12 protein-coding genes and 2 tRNA genes are annotated in these 18,501 nt (G+C 35.8%); 2 read left to right on the top strand and 12 right to left on the bottom strand.

The features are described 5' to 3' along the window. Positions 1 to 155: 155 nt before the first annotated feature. The 3 genes from ACFIK2_RS08590 to ACFIK2_RS08580 form a co-directional block, all read right to left on the bottom strand. Positions 156 to 230, bottom strand: a tRNA-Val gene (locus tag ACFIK2_RS08590). A gap of 97 nt (positions 231 to 327) precedes the next feature. Next, complete coding sequence (gene cpdR / locus ACFIK2_RS08585) at positions 328 to 690, bottom strand: cell cycle two-component system response regulator CpdR (protein WP_005773448.1); 363 nt, start codon at positions 688 to 690, stop codon at positions 328 to 330. A gap of 842 nt (positions 691 to 1,532) precedes the next feature. Next, a complete protein-coding gene (locus ACFIK2_RS08580; protein WP_375677160.1) occupies positions 1,533 to 2,450 on the bottom strand; it encodes a serine aminopeptidase domain-containing protein in 918 nt (305 codons plus the stop codon). Positions 2,451 to 2,710: 260 nt separating this feature from the next. Between ACFIK2_RS08580 and ACFIK2_RS08575 the strand changes: the two genes are divergently transcribed. Next, complete coding sequence (locus ACFIK2_RS08575; protein ID WP_375613075.1) at positions 2,711 to 3,178, top strand: Hsp20 family protein; 468 nt, start codon at positions 2,711 to 2,713, stop codon at positions 3,176 to 3,178. A gap of 252 nt (positions 3,179 to 3,430) precedes the next feature. On the opposite strand, the gene ACFIK2_RS08570 is transcribed toward ACFIK2_RS08575, so the two are convergent. Further along, positions 3,431 to 3,507: transfer RNA gene (locus tag ACFIK2_RS08570), tRNA-Pro, on the bottom strand. A gap of 607 nt (positions 3,508 to 4,114) precedes the next feature. Here ACFIK2_RS08570 and ACFIK2_RS08565 point away from each other — a divergent pair. Beyond that, positions 4,115 to 4,480, top strand: a complete 366-nt coding sequence (locus ACFIK2_RS08565; protein ID WP_375633160.1) for an iron-sulfur cluster assembly accessory protein — start codon at positions 4,115 to 4,117, stop codon at positions 4,478 to 4,480. 70 nt (positions 4,481 to 4,550) lie between these two features. Here ACFIK2_RS08565 and mazG read toward each other — a convergent pair whose 3' ends face one another. The 8 genes from mazG to ACFIK2_RS08525 form a co-directional block, all read right to left on the bottom strand. Continuing rightward, on the bottom strand, positions 4,551 to 5,366 hold the full coding sequence (mazG, locus tag ACFIK2_RS08560; protein WP_375633159.1) for a nucleoside triphosphate pyrophosphohydrolase: 816 nt from the start codon (positions 5,364 to 5,366) through the stop codon (positions 4,551 to 4,553). A gap of 33 nt (positions 5,367 to 5,399) precedes the next feature. Beyond that, positions 5,400 to 6,329, bottom strand: a complete 930-nt coding sequence (locus ACFIK2_RS08555) for a lipid A biosynthesis lauroyl acyltransferase (RefSeq protein ID WP_273791402.1) — start codon at positions 6,327 to 6,329, stop codon at positions 5,400 to 5,402. Between the two features lie 6 nt (positions 6,330 to 6,335). Beyond that, the gene (locus ACFIK2_RS08550; protein WP_375633158.1) at positions 6,336 to 7,364 is read right to left on the bottom strand and encodes a zinc-binding dehydrogenase; all 1,029 of its coding nucleotides are present in this window, start codon (positions 7,362 to 7,364) and stop codon (positions 6,336 to 6,338) included. 57 nt (positions 7,365 to 7,421) lie between these two features. Then, positions 7,422 to 8,696 carry a beta-ketoacyl-ACP synthase gene (locus tag ACFIK2_RS08545; protein WP_375633157.1) on the bottom strand — a complete coding sequence of 425 codons (1,275 nt, stop codon included), beginning with the start codon at positions 8,694 to 8,696 and terminating at the stop codon, positions 7,422 to 7,424. A 15-nt stretch (positions 8,697 to 8,711) separates the two neighbouring features. Continuing rightward, the gene (locus ACFIK2_RS08540) at positions 8,712 to 9,887 is read right to left on the bottom strand and encodes a beta-ketoacyl-ACP synthase (RefSeq protein ID WP_375634480.1); all 1,176 of its coding nucleotides are present in this window, start codon (positions 9,885 to 9,887) and stop codon (positions 8,712 to 8,714) included. A gap of 10 nt (positions 9,888 to 9,897) precedes the next feature. Further along, a complete protein-coding gene (locus ACFIK2_RS08535) occupies positions 9,898 to 10,182 on the bottom strand; it encodes an acyl carrier protein (protein WP_005773457.1) in 285 nt (94 codons plus the stop codon). 189 nt (positions 10,183 to 10,371) lie between these two features. Next, on the bottom strand, positions 10,372 to 12,690 hold the full coding sequence (locus ACFIK2_RS08530; RefSeq protein ID WP_375618513.1) for an NADP-dependent malic enzyme: 2,319 nt from the start codon (positions 12,688 to 12,690) through the stop codon (positions 10,372 to 10,374). Between the two features lie 1,001 nt (positions 12,691 to 13,691). After that, positions 13,692 to 18,251: a hypothetical protein gene (locus ACFIK2_RS08525; RefSeq protein WP_375677159.1), complete on the bottom strand. Its 4,560-nt coding sequence runs from the start codon at positions 18,249 to 18,251 to the stop codon at positions 13,692 to 13,694. Positions 18,252 to 18,501: the final 250 nt, after the last annotated feature.

Below are 18,501 nucleotides of genomic sequence, written 5' to 3'. Positions count from 1 at the left end.
AGCGTTAGCAGACTTCAAAGAAACATTAGAAACATTGTGCGAAGCGTGCTTTATAGAGAAATGTTAAAAATCCTATTCCCTTAACTTTATTAAGGTATCCCTCACTTAAAAAAACATATGTAAAATCAATAAATTATTGTTGATATAAAATGCAATGGTGGGCGTGACAGGGATTGAACCTGTGACCCCTACGATGTCAACGTAGTGCTCTCCCGCTGAGCTACACGCCCATTCATTGATGTTGCATACACCATATAGAATGCCAAACGTCAATGCCTAATTTTATTTTCTCTTTCAACAGATGCAAATAACTTTAAAAAATACTTTTTAAGCAGCGATAAGGATCTTTTCAACTTCATTGACGAGTTCACGTAAGTGAAATGGCTTAGAGAGAACCTTTGCATCAGGAGGGGCATCACTATTTGAATTGAGTGCTACCGCTGCAAAACCCGTAATGAACATTACTCGTAAATCGGGGTCAATCTCAGTCGCACGTCGTGCAAGTTCGATTCCGTCCATCTCTGGCATCACAATATCAGTCAGGAGAAGGGAAAATGGCTCTTCTTGTAAACGTTCATATGCGCTAATACCATTATCGAAATCGGCGACTTCGTAGCCTGCACGTTCTAGGGCTTTTACGAGAAAGCGACGCATATCGTTATCATCTTCTGCGAGCAGGATTCGTTTCATGATTATATTCCAATGGCTCCATTTGTCAGAGTTTTGCCGCATCAATTATACAATATAGAGTATTTATAAAAAAGATGGTAAAATGCTCATAATTGAAATGAATGGCAAAATGGTTAATTCTTACATTCTGATTCAAAATACAGCATATTCGTTGTGAGTTGGTTAAATTCGAAATATATGTGATTTTGAAAAAAGAAGGGGTTCTCTAAAACTACTAAGATGATTCATTACTATCTTTTCTTTTAAAGTTACTGATTATTATCAGAATTCCATTAAAAAACTTATGAAAACCGTTATTGTAGGGTTTTCATATATCGAGAAATTAGAAGAATATTATGTTAATTTATTGTTTTTAAAAAGTTCTCCTAAGAAATAGAAATTTTATAGTTATTTGTTTTTATAGAGATTTGTAATAAATATTATAAATGCGCTTTATTTCAATTTTTTTCTTAAATAGATGAAAACTATTGTTTTCCTAGATATAATATTAAATTATCACTTAATAAAAGATCAAAAATAGTATTTTGATGCTTTATTTGTAAATATGTATCATGTTATATTAAGATATATTTATTATTTTTATTTATATAAATAGTTTTTTTATTAAGTTATTTTTTATGATGTAAAATAATATTATTTAATGTAATGATATACTTTGTATATTAGTTTTTTATTAGAATGCGTGGTGAATATTTAGGTCATGGCTTGCCTGTAAAGGCTAGAAAACGAATCATATGAGTGGTTGGAAAGAAAAATCTATTATATTTATAAAGTGTTTGTAGATCCAATGCTCGTAGAAATTTTCTTTTTTGATGGGGTGGAGCGGAAATTAAGGTTTAGTGTTATTTTACAGATACATTATCGGGAATAAAGGCATCAAATGCAGCCCAAAATTGTTTTTTATAATCTTCGTTAACCATAATTGTATCCAGTTCAGCGCCTGTAATAGTAATACTTTCTGTTAGACGTGTGTGTTGGCATAATTGCCGCACTTCAATGTTGTTTGCAATATTGTTTTGATTGGCAAGAATAAAGAGTGTTGGGATTCGTAAATTTCCATGAAGTACATTTCTCTTCATAGAATCAATCGCATTAAATACTGAAGCCATCCATTGGGATGTTGGGGGCTTAATGGAAGGGAGCGGCACTTTATGTATGTGTCCCAATTGTATATTTTTTTGTTTTGTCTTGTTTAATTTTTTCCCATCGTTCACTGATATAAAGCCAAGACCTATATCAGAAAGAAATTGTGTTAATTTATGTTGAAAACTATTCGTTTTATTGCCGAATGGAGCAAAAAGAGGAGAAACACAGAGCAATCTATTAAACTGATGATTAATGAGATCTAATCCGCTAAGTGCTATCAATCCACCTATGCCATAGGTGAGCATAGAGTAAGGCGGCGGACAATTAGGATAAACAATATTTTTAAGAAATTTATATAAGTCATTAATATCATTATTTATATCAAAACAATGATATCGTCTTTGTTTTCTTATCTTGAAGGATATTTTTTTTTGATCAAAGCAGTCAAATATTGCTGTATGAAAACCGCGTTTAGAAATTTCATTTATTAATAAAAAATATTTTTCTAAAGTATTTGCGTAGCTTTTGAGAATAACAATTGTTCCCTTAGATTTTTTCACCTCAGGATATGTTATAGCAAAACGAATTTCGTGATCTATTGCTATTTTAAGAGTATCTTGATGGATATTAAGAGAAGTGGAACCCCAGTCTATGGGATAAAGAGGTGTTTCCAATTGAAATCCTTTTTACAGTGTATTTGCCGTTTAGTGCTTTGATATTTATGTAATGAAGAAAGAGGATTAAAAAAGGGGTATATTGCTTTTTAGATAGTTTTTATCAATTTAGGTCCCAAAGAGTTGAAATAAAGAAAAACGATTACTAGATAATATAGTGCGGTTGCCATGATGGGGCCGCAGGTTCACAAGTAAGTTTGCCATGTGGGAACTTTGTGAATTAATTATAAATTATAGTCGCTCTAGAGGAGGGCAATATTATGCGTCAAGTAGATTTTTCACCATTTTATCGTTCCACAGTAGGTTTTGATCATCTTTTTAACTGGTTTGATTCTAGAACACAACCAGACGAAGTTTCTTCTTATCCTCCTTATAATATCGAGCGTTTAACTGAAGATTCTTATAGAATTTCTATGGCTGTTGCTGGTTTTTCTCAAGATGAAATTGATATTGAAACGCATTGTAACCAGCTGATCGTTAAGGGAGACAGAAAGTCTAAAAATGATGATGAAGAGCGAGAATTCCTTTATCGAGGTATTGCTTCGCGTGCTTTTGAACGGCGTTTTCATTTGGCTGATCATGTTAAGGTTATTGGGGCAGAACTTGGAGATGGGCTTCTTCATATTCAGCTTAAAAGGGAAATGCCAGCTGAATTAAAACCCAAAAAGATAACCGTACAGATGTCACCATCCATTACAAAAAATGATAACAGCGACGTTATCGTGTAAAGAAAATTTAGAAAATATGAGATCGGATAATTATAAATTTTTCTGAAGAATAAAAAACGCGAGGCAAAAGGTCTCGCGTTTCGTATGTGTTTTCCTAAGAGCGAAGCGCATTTTAATAAAACAGCTTATCTCGAATTTATGATAAAATATCATTGCACATTATTCTACGTTGAAGAAAAAAATCATGTGTGTGCAATTGAAATGCATAATAATTCACTTTTTAAGTAAGCTTATTTTATAGCATTTTAAAAATGGTCGGAGCGGCGGGATTTGAACCCACGACCCCTTGACCCCCAGTCAAGTGCGCTACCAAGCTGCGCTACGCTCCGAGTTCGTGTAAAACGATTAAATGACTGTTTCTTTAAAGGCAAGAGAAAAAATAAACAGAATAAAATCTAAAATGCTTTTGCACTTAGAGCTTTTGAAAGTAAAAATTTTGGACATCAATATTTTGTTGTTAATTCAAGATAAATAACGAATTTGTAAAATTCTTTGTGATCATTAAATTTTTAGCTTTATAGTTAATAGATGTATGCATTTAATTACTTTTGAGATTGTGAGGAGGGGGGTAAGATTGGTGACTTTAGGGGTATGAATTGGAGCAAATGAGTGCGGAAGGTATATTGTTTTCTTACCTAATCGTTACTTTTCTAAAAAGATAAGGATTTTCAAAAGAAGAGGAGTGAATGTATGGTTTTGAAAAGTTTCGTTTTTTTAGAGTTTTATAGATGAGGTATTTTGCATTTTATGTGGATAAAAAATTGTAAGTTCTGGATTGTATAATTACAAATCTCATTTTACGGGTATGTATTTTTATCCAAATAAACAAGGTCAGAATGCTTTAATTTATGTTTCGTTTTTTTTCTAAAAGATCAGATAAAATATTATAGAGGAAAAACTTTCAAAGTGTCTATTGAACTAAGAAAAGAGTAAACTATGAGCCGTTTTTCGGTAATAAATTTGACGCAAGCAGCAGTGGATCGTGTTAAAGCGATTATGGATGCAAAAGATGCACAGGGTATTCTTGTTGGTATCAAAAAAGGTGGTTGTGCAGGGATGGAGTATACAATTACTCTTGTCAAAGAAAAGGGGATAGCTGCGGATGTTGTTGAAGTGAATGGTGCCCGTGTTTTTGTAGCACATGATGCGGTATTATTTTTATTAGGAACGCAGATGGATTATGAAGTGACAACGTTGCGGTCTGGTTTTGTCTTTAAAAATCCTAATCAAGTTTCAGCATGCGGGTGTGGCGAATCGGTGGAACTTCGTCCTGCTACGCAGGATCAATATAAAACAAATTGAGCTGAGCTAAATTATAATTTAGTAATTTTAGAGGGGCTTGTTCTTTTAGGTAGAAGAAATCTACTATTTTTTATCGTTCATTTTTAGCTTGCTTCCAAAGTGCTTCCATTTCATTCAAGGATGCGTCAGTGAGTGTTTTAGATTGAGTGGATAGCTTTTCTTCAATATAGGCGAAACGATTTCGAAATTTTATATTCGTTTTTTTTAATGCTTTTTGTGAATCAATCGCTAAGTGGCGCGCGAGATTAAGAAGTATAAAGTAGAGATCTCCAAACTCTGCTTCTATTTCTGAGTTTTGTTTACTTTTGATGGCTTCTTTGAGCTCTTCCAGTTCTTCTTCTATTTTTTCAAAAACTTTATCACTTTTTTGCCAATCAAAACCTACTTTAGCTGCTGCTTCTTGTAAAGCAAGTGCCTCTTGGTTTGCTGGCTGGATTTGTTTTACTGTTGCGAGTATGCTTGTGGAGGAATTGTTGTTTTTTTCTTCGCACATTCTTTTTTGTTCAACCTGTTCTCTTTTTTTTATATATTCCCACTCCTCTTTTATAAATCCTCGTTTTTTTTGCTCGGCATTTCCAAAAACATGAGGATGGCGTCGAATCATTTTTTCCGTGATTGCATAAACAACATCTTCAAAAGTAAAGCTGCCTTCTTCTTGTGCTATGGTAGCATGATAGACAACTTGTAAAAGAAGATCCCCAAGTTCTTCACAGAGATCCTTTCGATTTTTTCGTTCAATGGCATCGATGACTTCGTAAACTTCTTCGAGCATATAGGGTATGAGGGATTCAAAAGTTTGTTTTTTATGCCAGATACAACCATTATCAGAGTTTCGTAATGCAGTGATAATTGTAGTGAGATCTCTGATATCTTTTGAGGCTAACATTTTGCACTTCCTTTGTAAGCAATAGAGCTTATGTTAGATGTCCCAACGTCTATGTAACCACATCCATTGTCCAGGATATTCACGGACCCAAGATTCAACAATATCATTTAATTTTTGCGTAGAAGCAGCTATATCGATATCATTTTTTTCATCACGTGGAAGTTCTACATGTTCATATAACTCTAAACGATGACGTCCACTAGGCAAACGAATACAACGTGCTGGATAAATATCACAGTCATATTGTCGAGCAAGTTTTATAATTAAGGGGTTTGTTTTAAGAGGTCTGTTAAAAAATGTTCCCATGATACCGCGGCGAAATTTTTGATCAACGAGCATACCAACATTTTCACCTTCTTCTAATTTGGCTGCTAATGCCCATGCTGCACCGGCCTTGGAGGGAACAAGATGTCCCATAGAAGTTTGTCGTGCTTTAAGGATTCGTTTGGCAACATAGGGATTATTGGGTGGTCTAAATAATACCGTAACATTAAGATCAAAACTTTGTGCACAAATAGGCAGAAGTTCAAAATTGCCAGTATGTGCGGTGAAAAAAATATGTGGTTTTTTTTCATTTTTTAATCGCTCAAATATTTCAATGCCTTTAACCTCAATGAAACCTGGCTCGTCTGCATGAGGATCAAAATCAAAAATTTTATCAAGAAAAATATATTCAGCTAGGAAACGTCCTATATTTTCCCACATTTCTATTGCAATCGCACGGAGTTCTTGCTCTGTTTTTTCTGGATATGCACTCCTAAGGTTTGCAAGTGTGATTTGATGACGATGTACAAGGGGACCAATTTTTTTTGCTAACCAAGCAAAAAAAGAAATTCCCATTTTGGCTGGAAAACATTTTAGAATAAATAAAGAACCAAAGAGTAGATATGCCCATAACAAGTAGGATATTTTTTTAGCTATAATTTTAATACGATATATGAGATTTTTAAGAGAAAGCTTCATCATGATTTAATCGATTTTAAGGATAATTTTACCAAAAACATCACGACTCTCCATTCGTTTTAAAGCTGTATCAATTTCATCCAGCCCAACAATTGTATCAATGACAGGGTGTACGGCTTTTTGTGCCATTTTTTGCATGGCATTTTTCATATTTTCCATACGGCAGCCAAATGAACCGAATATCTTGAGCTGTTGCTGGAATAATTGCATGAGATTTATTGGTGCTGAAACACCAGAGGTAGAACCGCAAGTCACTAAGCGTGCTCCTTTTTTCATACATAACAGAGAACCGTTCCATGTATCGACACCAACATGCTCAAAAACAACATCAACACCTTTTTTTTGGGTTAATTTACGCACTACACCTTCAAAACGATCTTTACGATAATTAATCACATGATCTGCCCCAAGAGAGTGCGCTTTTGCAATTTTTTCATCTGAACCTACAGTTGTGATAACTGTACAGCCCATGTGTTTTGCAAGTTGAATGGCTGCAGAACCAATACCTGAGCCACCAGCCTGTACCAGGATTGTTTCTCCTGCTTGTAGTTTTGCGTTATCGAAAAGCATATGTTCTACGGTACCAAAAGTAATTGGAGCAACTGCTGCTTGCAATTCATCACATTGGGGAGGTGATGGAACTAATAAACGTGCTGGCAAATTGACAAGCTCACACGCAAATCCATCAAGGTGAAAACCATAGACTCCCTTTACATTACTGCAAAGATTATCCCGTCCTTCATGACAAGCTTGGCATACTCCGCAGGTTTGTGCACCATAAATTGAGACAATCTGTCCAAGTTGGAGATGTTCAACGCCATCTCCTATTTGTATAACCTCACCAGAGGCTTCTGCACCAATGATGAGTGGCATTTTTCTTTTCGCAAAAGCCATGCCACGCCATCCCCATACATCAATATGATTAAGAGCAACGGCTTTTATCCGCACAGTTACTTCACCTATACTAGGTGAAGATGGCGGGGAAATATTGGTGATTTCAAGCCGACGATCATCGAAGAGTTTCAGTGCACGCATTATCATCCCCCTTAAATATATTATTGGTTAGCGTTATAAAATTTTATTATTAAAGGATTATCCTTTATATGCAGTGATAACAAGACTCATATTTTGACCACCAAATCCAAATGAGTTTGACAAAACCGCATTGACACAGGACTTACGGCTATGATGAGGAACAACATCTAAAGGGATAGTAGGGTCAGGATTATCATAATTTATTGTCGGTGGAAGTATTCCCGATTGAATGGTTAAAAGCGAAAAAACCGCTTCTATTGCACCAGCAGCAGTTAATGTATGCCCAATCATTGATTTATTAGAAGAGACAGGAATATGCTCTAAAAGATCACCGAATACTGTTGATAATGCAAGATATTCCATTTTCTCATTTTCAGGTGTTGAAGTTCCGTGGGCATTAATATAGTCAATTTCATTGATGGTTATTTTTGCATCGTCTAAAGCTTTGCGAACGGATTCAATTGCTGGTGATGCATCGGGTTTTGAACGTGTACGGTGAAAGTCATCGGCGGTTTCTCCACAGCCAGCTAAAATTCCTAAAACTGTAGCATTACGGTTTAATGCGCTTTGAAGAGATTCAAGAACAAGAGCGCCTGAGCCTTCTGCCATAACAAAACCATCTCGATCACGGCTAAAGGGTTTTGCTGCTTTTTCTGGAGGCTCATTCTGAGTTGAAAGAGCAGATAGTAGCGAAAAACGAATAAGAGATTCTGCTGAAACTGATCCATCTGTCGCAATTATGAGAGCTCTATTTGTCTCTCTCCGTCTAATAGACTCAACACCTAATTGAATTGCTGTTGCACCAGATGCACAGGCAGTGGAAAGTGTAACAGGAAGTCCTTTTGTGCCAAATGTTTTTTGAAGTTTTTCTGCAATTGCACCAAATTGTGTGGATTCAAAAAGCGTCTCATGGAGTTTATCCTTACAGACTTTAAGAAGATGTGCATAAGAAGGCTCATTATTGAATTCTTCCTCTTGATCAAGACTAAAACGTGCTTTCCATTCAAGTTCAACAGGAGGAGCAGCTAGAAAGAGTGGTCCATTAAAATTTTTTTTATCAATAGTAGCTTGTTCTAAAGCTTCTTCAGCAGAAAGATGTGCAAGCTTCTCAGAGAGAGCTGAAGCACCAAGTGTACTTTCTTTAAGAAAATCAATTGTTCCAGCAATATATGTATTTAATCCCTCAACGGGAAAACGTGTTATTTTGTGGATACCACTTACACCGCTAGTTAATTTTTGCCAATTTTCATGTTTCCCTTGTCCCAGTGATGTGACAATGCCTGCACCAGTTATTGCTACAAGTGGACGCCCAAAATGATCATGATATTTCACTATAGAAATTCCCCTTCAAACAGCAGTAAGACGCACAATACCTTCAGCTCTTTTTATACCAATCGTTGTAACAAATATTTCACGTACTTCTTTAGAAAAAGGTTTTTCATGAGGACTTAACACTGGAAAACCGCGTTTTTTTTCAATTGAAAGTGCTGCAAGAGCTAGAGCTAGAGGAAATTGTGCTTCCCGCATATAACCAAATAATGTTGTAATGCCACGGTAAAATAGATCAGCATTATCAAGAGCATTTTGTTCTGCTTTTGTTGCTTCGTGAGCTCCTGAGGCTGCTGAAATGGCTAAGGCAGATTTAGCGCCCGCAGTTTTTAACATTGTTGCAATTGAATCTCTAAGTGGAATTTTGGTTCTATCTGTTTGGTCTGTAATAATTTGGCTAATTTCAGCATAAGCACGTGCGTTGCGTTTTTTGGCATGTTCTCCACTTTCAATAACTAGGAAGATCCCACCAGAACCTGCTATGACACCGCCGCCTGGATAGATTCCACGATCCCACACTGGGCTCCATCCATTATGGGTTAAAAGACCACCAAGCTCATGCGCCAACAACATATCATAACTTTGTGCATTATAGGAACTTCCTACAAGAGCATGGGTACTTTGACCTGATTTAATACGAGCTACAGCAATTTGAAGTGCAGAAAGACCACTGCCTTCTTCTCCCATAAATGTACGAGATGATCCAGTGACTTTATGAACAATTGAAATGTTTCCTGCCAAAAGGTTTGAAAGTTGTGCCAAAAATAATGTTGGACGAAGTTCAGTTGAAAGAGCAACATTTAACATAGAAGCATGATCGGCAACTGCGCGCGCTTTAGAAAGAATCTGTGTATCAACAGTAATATCACGTTCTCCCCCACTTGCCGCTACGATCATATCCATTGTTGAAGTGAGTTGTTCATTATTTTTTATGCCGGCATCATCAAGAGCAAGACCAGCCGCATAGGTACCAAGACGCTGCCATGTTCCCATTTGCCGTTGATCACTTTTTTTAGGAATTTGTAAACTCCAATCAATTTCGGGCAATTTATGAACCGTGTAAGGTGAAAAAGTTGTATAATCTAGGTTTGGTGTACGGATTGGATCATTTAAGAGATTCCAATGTTGATCAGTTCCTGCCCCCAGAGAGCTTATGAGACCTATACCAGTAATGAATACAGATTGATCAAGCATGGCGAAAAAACTACTCCGCCTGTTTTAAGGCAACGAGATCATCAATTTTTGCACAAAGGTTTTTAAGAACAAAGTATTCTTCTGTTGCAACGGTACCTTCGTTGACTTCTTGTGTCCATTGTTCTAGAGGGACTTTTATTCCGAAAGCTTTATCAATAGCGAAAACAATATCAAGAAAATCAAGACTGTCGATTCCTAAATCGTCAATTGTATGACTCTCAGGTGTAATTGTATTGCGATCAATTTCACTGATTTCTGCAATGATATCAGCAACTTTATCAAACGTGGAAGGCAATGTACGGATTCCTTATTATAGAGTTAGTAAATTCAAAATACATTTAATATTGTTCTTCTAGCCTTTTTTCTCTTTAAAAAAAAGACTTAATCCAGAATATAGCTGTCTTTATCTATAGAGAAAAGAGGTTTACAGTACATGAAATACTATATCTCAATATTTAAAAAACTTTGAAATTTTATTGCGCATTTATTTTACAAGACTATTTTTTCTATTGGCAGCAAGGACAGCAAGGGCTGTTATATTAACAACTCCCCGGGAAGTTACTGAAGGCGTTAAGATATGGGCGGGACGTGCTGCCCCGATTAGAATAGGACCAACATGGAGTGCATTTGTGAGGCTTTTAACAGTGTTGAGCGTGATATTGGCTGAATCAAGTGTTGGAAAGACAAGCAAATTAGCTTCACTTTTAAGACGAGAATTAGGAAAAACACGATCACGAAAAACTTTGGAAAGGGCAGCATCAGCATGCATTTCACCATCTGCTTCTAAATCAGGGTGTAATTTGGCAAGAATTTCTGTTGCACGTCGCATTTTACGCGCACTTTCTGTGTTTTTAGAACCAAAGTTTGAGTGTGATAATAAGGCTGCTTTTGGTGTTATTCCAAATGCTTCAACTTCTTGAGCTGCCAACACAGTCATTTCAGCGATTTCTTCTGCAGAAGGATTTTCATTGACGTAAGTATCTGTGAGGAAAAGAGTACGTTGTTGAGAGATAAGCAAACTCATAGCAGAAAAACGGTGAACATGAGGATCAAGACCGATAATTTGTTCAATCAATTCAAGTTGACGTTCAAAGCGTCCTTCTAAGCCGCAAATCATTGCATCTGCTTCTTCACGCATAACGGCAAGGGCAGCAATAGCCGTTGTTGATGTTCTCACTACTGTTTTTGCCATTTCAGGCGTAACACCACGCCTCCCTGTATAATGAAAAAATAAATTAACATAATCACGAAAACGTGGATCATCTTCAGGGTTTGTTAATTCAAAATCTATACCAGGACGAATTCTTAAACCAAAGCGTTTTAATCTTGCTTCTACGACATGTGGACGGCCGATAAGGAGGGGCGTTGCTGTTTGTTCTTCAATGACAACTTGTGCTGCACGAAGGACGCGTTCATCTTCACCATTGGCATAGATGACGCGTTTACGTTTTGCTGTTTTTGCTGCAGCAAAAACAGGTTTCATTGTTAAACCAGAAAGAAAGACAAATCGATTGAGGATATCATAGTAGGCCTCCATATCTTCAATGGGACGAATGGCGACACCAGTTGTCATTGCTGCTTTAGCAACAGCGGGAGCAATACGCAGTATTAAACGCGGATCAAAAGGAGAGGGGATCAGATAGTCTGGTCCAAAATTGGGTGGTTCTTTCGAGTATGCACGTGCTACAACATCTGAAGTTTCTTCACGTGCAAGGGCAGCAATCGCATGAACAGCGGCCATTTTCATTTCTTCATTAATTGCACTAGCACCTACGTCTAATGCACCACGGAAGATATAGGGAAAACAAAGGACATTATTAACTTGATTGGGATAATCAGAGCGTCCTGTGCAGATCATTGCATCTGGTCGTATAGAGCGTGCTTCTTCAGGCATAATTTCTGGTACTGGATTAGCCAGTGCTAAAATGAGTGGATTTTGAGCCATTCTTTTAAGATATTCAGGCTTTAAAACACCACCCGCAGATAGGCCTAGAAAAATATCCGCATCATCAATAATATCAGATAAAGTTCGTGCGTCCGTTTTTTGTGCGTAATTGATTTTCCAACGATCCATAAGGGTCTTGCGACCTTCATAAACAACTCCCTCTAAGTCACTAAGCCAAATATTTTCAACTTTTGCCCCAAGACGAACCAAAAGATTAAGGCAAGCGAGGGCAGCAGCACCTGCACCTGAGGTAACTATTTTTGCATTTTCAATTTTTTTTCCTGAAAGATTTAAGGCATTTAATACAGCCGCAGAAACGATAATGGCAGTTCCATGTTGGTCATCATGAAAAACTGGAATTTTCATTTTAGCACGAAGTTTTTCTTCGATGTCAAAACATTCAGGAGCCTTAATGTCTTCAAGATTAATACCACCAAATGTAGGTTCTAAGGTCGATATTGTTTGTACCATTTGTTCTATATCGGATGCATCAATTTCAATATCAAAAACATCAATATTCGCAAATTTTTTAAATAAAACGGCCTTGCCTTCCATAACTGGCTTGGAAGCGAGTGGACCAATGTTCCCTAAACCAAGAACAGCAGTTCCATTGGATATAACAGCGACTAAATTAGCACGGGAGGTATATTGAGCAGCAAGATTGGGATCTTCATGAATCGCAAGACATGGTGCTGCAACGCCTGGAGAATAAGCAAGAGCTAAATCACGTTGATTATCAAGAGGTTTTGTTGCTTGTATTTCCAATTTTCCAGGTTTTGGGTGTTGGTGATAAAAAAGTGCGGCACTGTCAAGTTCAGCTTTTGGTGAACTGAAATCACTATTTTGTTCTCTAGACATTTTTATGATATCCAAGTTAGCGTATGTGTATATGAGATGTTCCATCTACGATAAGGTTTTGTCCACTAATAAATCCTCATTTCTCTGAATATCAAAATGTATGAGTATGAGAAAACTCTTCTGGATCGTAAAACCAGTTTGATAATTCTTTTTGTTTGTGTGCATGAATAATTTCATTGATAGCAGCACGATTAGTTTTTTCTTTCCTTAATAAAACCCGTAAAAATTGATTAGTCTACAAACGAATAAAATATTACTAATAATTACATTACCAAGCCATTATTTTTTTTGCAATGCTTACAACTTAAGGAAAGAAAAGAAGAGTGCTTTCTATTAACTTCATCTTCTTTATTTAAATTTCTATAGGGAGGTAGAAGAAATTTTAAATAACAATTTGCAATTTATAAATTATTTTTGCAGCTATTTAAAAGGAAATTGGAACTTTAAAAATGGGAGTTGTTTTATTTATTATTCAATTGAACTCTTAATAATGCGAACTTTATAATTTATAATGAATCATCTCGTATGTTGAATGAGAAATTTGAATACAATAAGATTCTTTTAGCTCAAATTCACCTAATATAATAAAAAATATTTACTTAGATAATTCAACGAGAGTAATATGTGGATAAAAAACATTAAAAAAAATAAATAGAAGTGTTTCTATGAGCTATTTTAATACAAAAGCATGAATTTTTTTCACAATTAATAAAAATAATTATTACCGATTTTGTACCTTTATGAAACTATGAAAAATAAAGGAGTTAAGAAAAAGATAAGGAAATAGAAGACATGCTTTATCATTCTTAGAATGATACGTTGTTTGATAAGCCATTACGCTTCTTTAGGGTTATTGCTTAGGATGTCAAAGAAAACCGCATGCCAATTATCCCAACCTTTGAAGTACAAAGCTACAGTTGAAAAAAAAGCATTCTATGATGAGCCATTAAAACAACTGGAGAGAGAAAGTGGAAAAATATCTTTTTCCACTTTCTTATTTGTTATTGGATTCGACCACTTGCATGAGCAAGCATAGTATAAACTTTTCCGGTATCTGATATCAAGTACTTGCGAACTGAGTTGGAAGAGCCAGAACTGCGCGATATATCACGTAAGAGCTTTTCGAAATCCGTAACATATTGATTCACTGAACGTTTAAACCCAAAATCGCTCATATATTTTTTCTTAATCATTTCAAATATTTTTTGTCCATTTAAGGTATAAAGGCGTTCTGTTACGATGTTTTTTTGTCCACGTTGATAATGATCCCATAGCTCAACAATGGCATTGTGATTAATAGCTTGCACTATACCAGAAGCTAATGAATTAAGAGAGCAGTTTGCAGGAGATGGTTTTGTTTGCACTGATGTTAAAACATCATCACTAGGGGGAGCATCATAAAATGTTTCTTCACGTGAAGCTCTTTCTAAGAGATTTGATACCCATTTATTTGGTCTTTTTTTGCTTTGATCTTGTTGCAAAATAGGCTTAGGTGGCACAATCTTTTTAACAGACTCAGTGGAACTGTCACTTTTTTGATTAAACATTGATGATGTAGGAAATGCTGATATTAGCTGTTTTTGTGCGCTCTTTTGATCATTTTGTATAACACTGACTAAATCTTGTAACGCTGTAATCTGTTCATTCAAAGCTGTGCGAATTGTTTGCGTTGTTTCTTTTGTTTTTTCTGGAAGTTTTTTTACATTTTCATTGATATCATTATTAATCTTTGAAAGCTCTAAACGAACTTCATCAGCGGAGCGACGTATATCTTCTGCTGCTTCTGAAAAACGCGTTGATGCTTCACTAACAAGCTTATTAAGTGATTGTTGGAATGAATTTGTGGAGTTACGCGCATTCTTATCAGAGCGTTCAAGTGCTAAGTTGAAGATTTTTTCATAATGCCCAATCATTTGATTAATTTCATGAGACTTTGAAACAAGAGCATCGCTTAATACAGAAAGCGTATTATGTTTTTCTTCAAGTGTTGCACTAAGTGAATTTTCAGACTGTTCAAGAACATGAATAGTTTGGGAAAGTGTCTTTGCATGTTCACCAAAACTACTCGTTATATGATTAATTTGTTCAAAGGTACTCTTTGAAAGTCCTTGCAGAATTTCAACATTAGTATTGAGCGCTTGATTTGAGGCTGACAAACGCTCTGCTACTTGGTCCGTGTTGCGGAAAAAATTATTCGTACTCTCATTAAACTGCCCATCAATATTTTGAACAGCCGATAATAAAACATTACTATTTTCCTGAAAATTGTAAATTGATTGATTCAACTGTGTTAAGATGGATGAGACATTATTAACAAGCTCTTCCTTCATAATCGTTATTGTTTGAAGTGTTTCAGAGTTAGCTTTGGTTAAGCTATTCACTAAAGATTCATTATGTGCATAAATTCTTTGTTCAGCATCTTGTGTGGAAAGAGAGAGTTGTTCACCGATATGCTGTGTTAAAGAATCAATTGATTCTGTCGTATTTTGCGCTGCTTGATTTAAGTGATTTGTAAGCTCTGTTATTTTTCCAACATGTTTTGAAATTTGTGTTGTTGTTTGATTTCCAGCATCTTCCAGACGGCTCGTTACATCAGAGAGTTGATATCCTAAATTATTTTTAAGATTTTGCATAGAGTGATGAAGAACATCACAGCGTTCATTAAGAACTTGTTCTATTGCTGTTGTTGATGTGTGAATAGTTTCATTCAATAATGCTTGTGCATTATGACTGGCTGTTGCGAAAGCTTCGACAGTATGCGCTGTTTGTTCAGACAGAACGGACAGAACTTTTTCACTGGTATCATAAACAGTTTTTTTGACATTTGATACAATGCGATTGCCTGATTCTGAGAGAATATTTTCTGCTTGTGCAGTAACATTTGTAACAGATGAAAGAATTTGTTCACTCGTAGAAGAAAGAATATCAGAAGCTTTTATAATCTTATTATGCAGGTTATCTGTCACTGTATTAACAGAGTCTTCTAAGGTTACACGCATATTGTCAACACTGCTTTCCAGCGCTTGTTGAATTATCTGACTTTGCTCATTATTAATCATGAGAGACGTTTTTAATGTGTCAGAACGTTTCTCAATAACAGATGTTTGCATATCAATGGCTTCACAGATTTGGCTAAATTTTTCAGATAATGTTTCCTCTAGCGTTGTTGTCCGTTCAAAAATTTTGTGTGCACGATCTTCTAGATCTGTATCGAATGATTCCATACGTGTTTCAAGGGTTTCAAAGAAAACACCACTCGATTGAGAGAGCGTATTCTTTAAAATTTCGGCATGGCTTTCAAGGTTTTTGATATGATCTTGAACCGTTTCAGTAATGTTTTTATTATTGGCGACAATTGCACTCTCAACTAAATCTATTTGTTGTTTCAATGCAACATCGACACGTATATCACTTTTTGCAATGAGGTTATGGATTGTTTCCATGCGTTGTTCAAGTGTACGTGCTTGATCGGCAAGAACTTCATTGAGAGAAAAACTATTAATCGCTAAAGAATCGCGCAGAGCATCGGCACGGATATCAATATTTCTCGCTTGTGCTTCTAAAGCATCTTGGGTTGTATTACAACTTTGTACAATGACATCTTGTAACTTTTCAGTGCATTGAATGATGTTTGTAATATGATTTTCAGCTTGTTTATCAACGACTTGAATATTGTCAGCCAAAACTTTTTCAATATGAGAAGTATTTTGGGATAAAACATCAATTTGATTTCTTAATGTATCCGCAATTTTATTCTTCTCGTTATCGAGCATGTCTGCCATAAGAGCTCGTTGATCAGAAAGTTGTATTTTAAAATCTTGTGAACGTTCTTGTATGATATCAACAATGGCATTGTCGACATATTGAATTTCTTCTCTCAGACTTTCTTTACTTTTATCAATTGCAGAAAGAATAGCTTCACGTCCATTTGTAAATGCATGGGTAATGTCTGCTGTTTTTTCTTGGAGGTTCTCATTTATTTTCAAGACATGAGCTTCCAAGAAGTTACCAAGTTTTTCAGCATTATCCTCTAAAGCCTGACTGCGTTCTATAAAGGAATCAATGATGGAATCACTATGTTCTTTAAGAGAAAGATCAACAGTTGCTAAACGTTGTTCAAAGGCTCCAATTGCTTGCGAGGTTACGTTATCAAATTTAGAAGAGAGTTTATGTGCTTGGTCGTCGAGCTTTAAGATCTTCTCATCAAAATTCTGTAGAGATTGATTATTACGATCAATAAGAGCTTTATCCAAGGCTTTAAACTTTTCATCGACAGCGTGCAAAGTTTGATCTGTTACTGCTTGTATATGTGTTGCAATTTTAGCAACATGTACTTCCGCTTTTTCAGCTGTTTCATTAAAGGTTTTTTCTATTTGTTTTTCATTATGATCAAATCGTTTTGCAAAACCATCAAAGTTTTTTCCTAATTCATGAAAAAATTCCGTGTTTTTCTGCTGAATTTGTGTTGTTGTTTTGTTAAATTTTTCAACAAGTTGATTTGTTACGCCATCACCGGCATAGGAAAGTTTTTCAACAAGGTCTTCACCTTGTTTTTGTAAAGTTTGAGAAAGGGTTTGTGCAAGCTTTTCAACATTGGTCACAATGTTAGAGGTAACCAAACCAAATTCATCACTCAGTTGTTCTTGGGTTCCTTTAATTGTTGATTGTACGCGATCTGCGTGATTCAAAATGGCTATGCGTTCATTACTCAATTCTTTGATTAATGTGTGAATGCGTGATTCATTCTCAGCATAGGCTTGTTCTAGATTGTGAACTTCACCTTGTATGATTGCTTCAAGTTCAACAGCACGTCCGAGGGTACGTTCAATACCTTCGTTCATTGCCGCTACTTCTTCACGAATGGTTTGCCCTATAGCAATAGCTTGTTTTTCAGATAGATGTTGTGGTTCACTAAGGCGCTGTGCAGCATTGGTCATAAGAAGCGCAATATTATGCAAGTCGTTTGAACGTTTTGTTAATTGAGCAACGCCCCAAGATATAAGGATAGGAATTGCTGTTCCGGCTGCTACAGCAAGTCCTGTTGGGGATGTAACAAAAGTGCTGATATTGGATAAGGAGCTGAGTCCGGTAGGTGCGAGTTTATGCGCAATAAAAGCTCCTCCTGTTGCCCATAAAGCACTAAGCGCTGTTGTATACCAGTAGACTCGAGAGGAAGAACGTTGCTTGAATGGTCCAAAATTTACAGGGGTTGTTATATCATCATTTGCAGGAAGAAGTTTTGTAGGCAATAATGTATTATGAACAGTTCCACCTGAAATATCAGGTGAAGGTTTTGGAGCAAAAAGCTGTTCAACAACGGATTTATCAACAACAGCTTCATCATGAATATTAGAAACAAAAGTTGACGTACCGTTTTCAGCAAAAAATTCTTCTTCTGCCATTGCAATTTTTTGAATCAGATCATCGACATTAACAACATTTTCAGAATTATTGGATGATATCGTTTCAAATCCTGTGTCATCGAAATCAAAGTTCATAGCTTTTGTGAGGGCTTCTTCAACTTCAACTTCAAATGTTTGCAATTTTGTTCTGCGTGCCATACTCGCCTCGTACTCTTACAGCCGGAAAAGGGATACGTCCTCTTCCACATAATTTCTACATACTAGCTGTTAATTATTTAGAAAGGAATATGCTTAGGGAAAAATTTTAAAAACTTATCAAGATAAAGTTAACGCGGTTTCTTGTACCCTGTTTAAAAATGTTATAAAATATAGTAAAAACAATTTATTATTTAAATCTAACTAAAACAAAAATACTGTTTACAACTTGTGTTTATAGAAAGCTTTATAA

Origin of the sequence: Bartonella sp. AP88XZML (assembly GCF_042195565.1) — a bacterium.
Lineage (GTDB): Bacteria > Pseudomonadota > Alphaproteobacteria > Rhizobiales > Rhizobiaceae > Bartonella.
This window is presented reverse-complemented; position numbering and strand designations above follow the sequence as displayed.

What these genes read in the sequence shown, in the direction of transcription:
- cpdR (WP_005773448.1), bottom strand. Translation starts at nt 690, where the DNA reads ATGAAACGAATCCTGCTCGCAGAAGATGATAACGATATGCGTCGCTTT.
- ACFIK2_RS08575 (WP_375613075.1), top strand. Translation starts at nt 2,711, where the DNA reads ATGCGTCAAGTAGATTTTTCACCATTTTATCGTTCCACAGTAGGTTTT.
- ACFIK2_RS08565 (WP_375633160.1), top strand. Translation starts at nt 4,115, where the DNA reads ATGAGCCGTTTTTCGGTAATAAATTTGACGCAAGCAGCAGTGGATCGT.
- mazG (WP_375633159.1), bottom strand. Translation starts at nt 5,366, where the DNA reads ATGTTAGCCTCAAAAGATATCAGAGATCTCACTACAATTATCACTGCA.
- ACFIK2_RS08555 (WP_273791402.1), bottom strand. Translation starts at nt 6,329, where the DNA reads ATGAAGCTTTCTCTTAAAAATCTCATATATCGTATTAAAATTATAGCT.
- ACFIK2_RS08550 (WP_375633158.1), bottom strand. Translation starts at nt 7,364, where the DNA reads ATGCGTGCACTGAAACTCTTCGATGATCGTCGGCTTGAAATCACCAAT.
- ACFIK2_RS08540 (WP_375634480.1), bottom strand. Translation starts at nt 9,887, where the DNA reads ATGCTTGATCAATCTGTATTCATTACTGGTATAGGTCTCATAAGCTCT.
- ACFIK2_RS08530 (WP_375618513.1), bottom strand. Translation starts at nt 12,690, where the DNA reads ATGTCTAGAGAACAAAATAGTGATTTCAGTTCACCAAAAGCTGAACTT.
- ACFIK2_RS08525 (WP_375677159.1), bottom strand. Translation starts at nt 18,251, where the DNA reads ATGGCACGCAGAACAAAATTGCAAACATTTGAAGTTGAAGTTGAAGAA.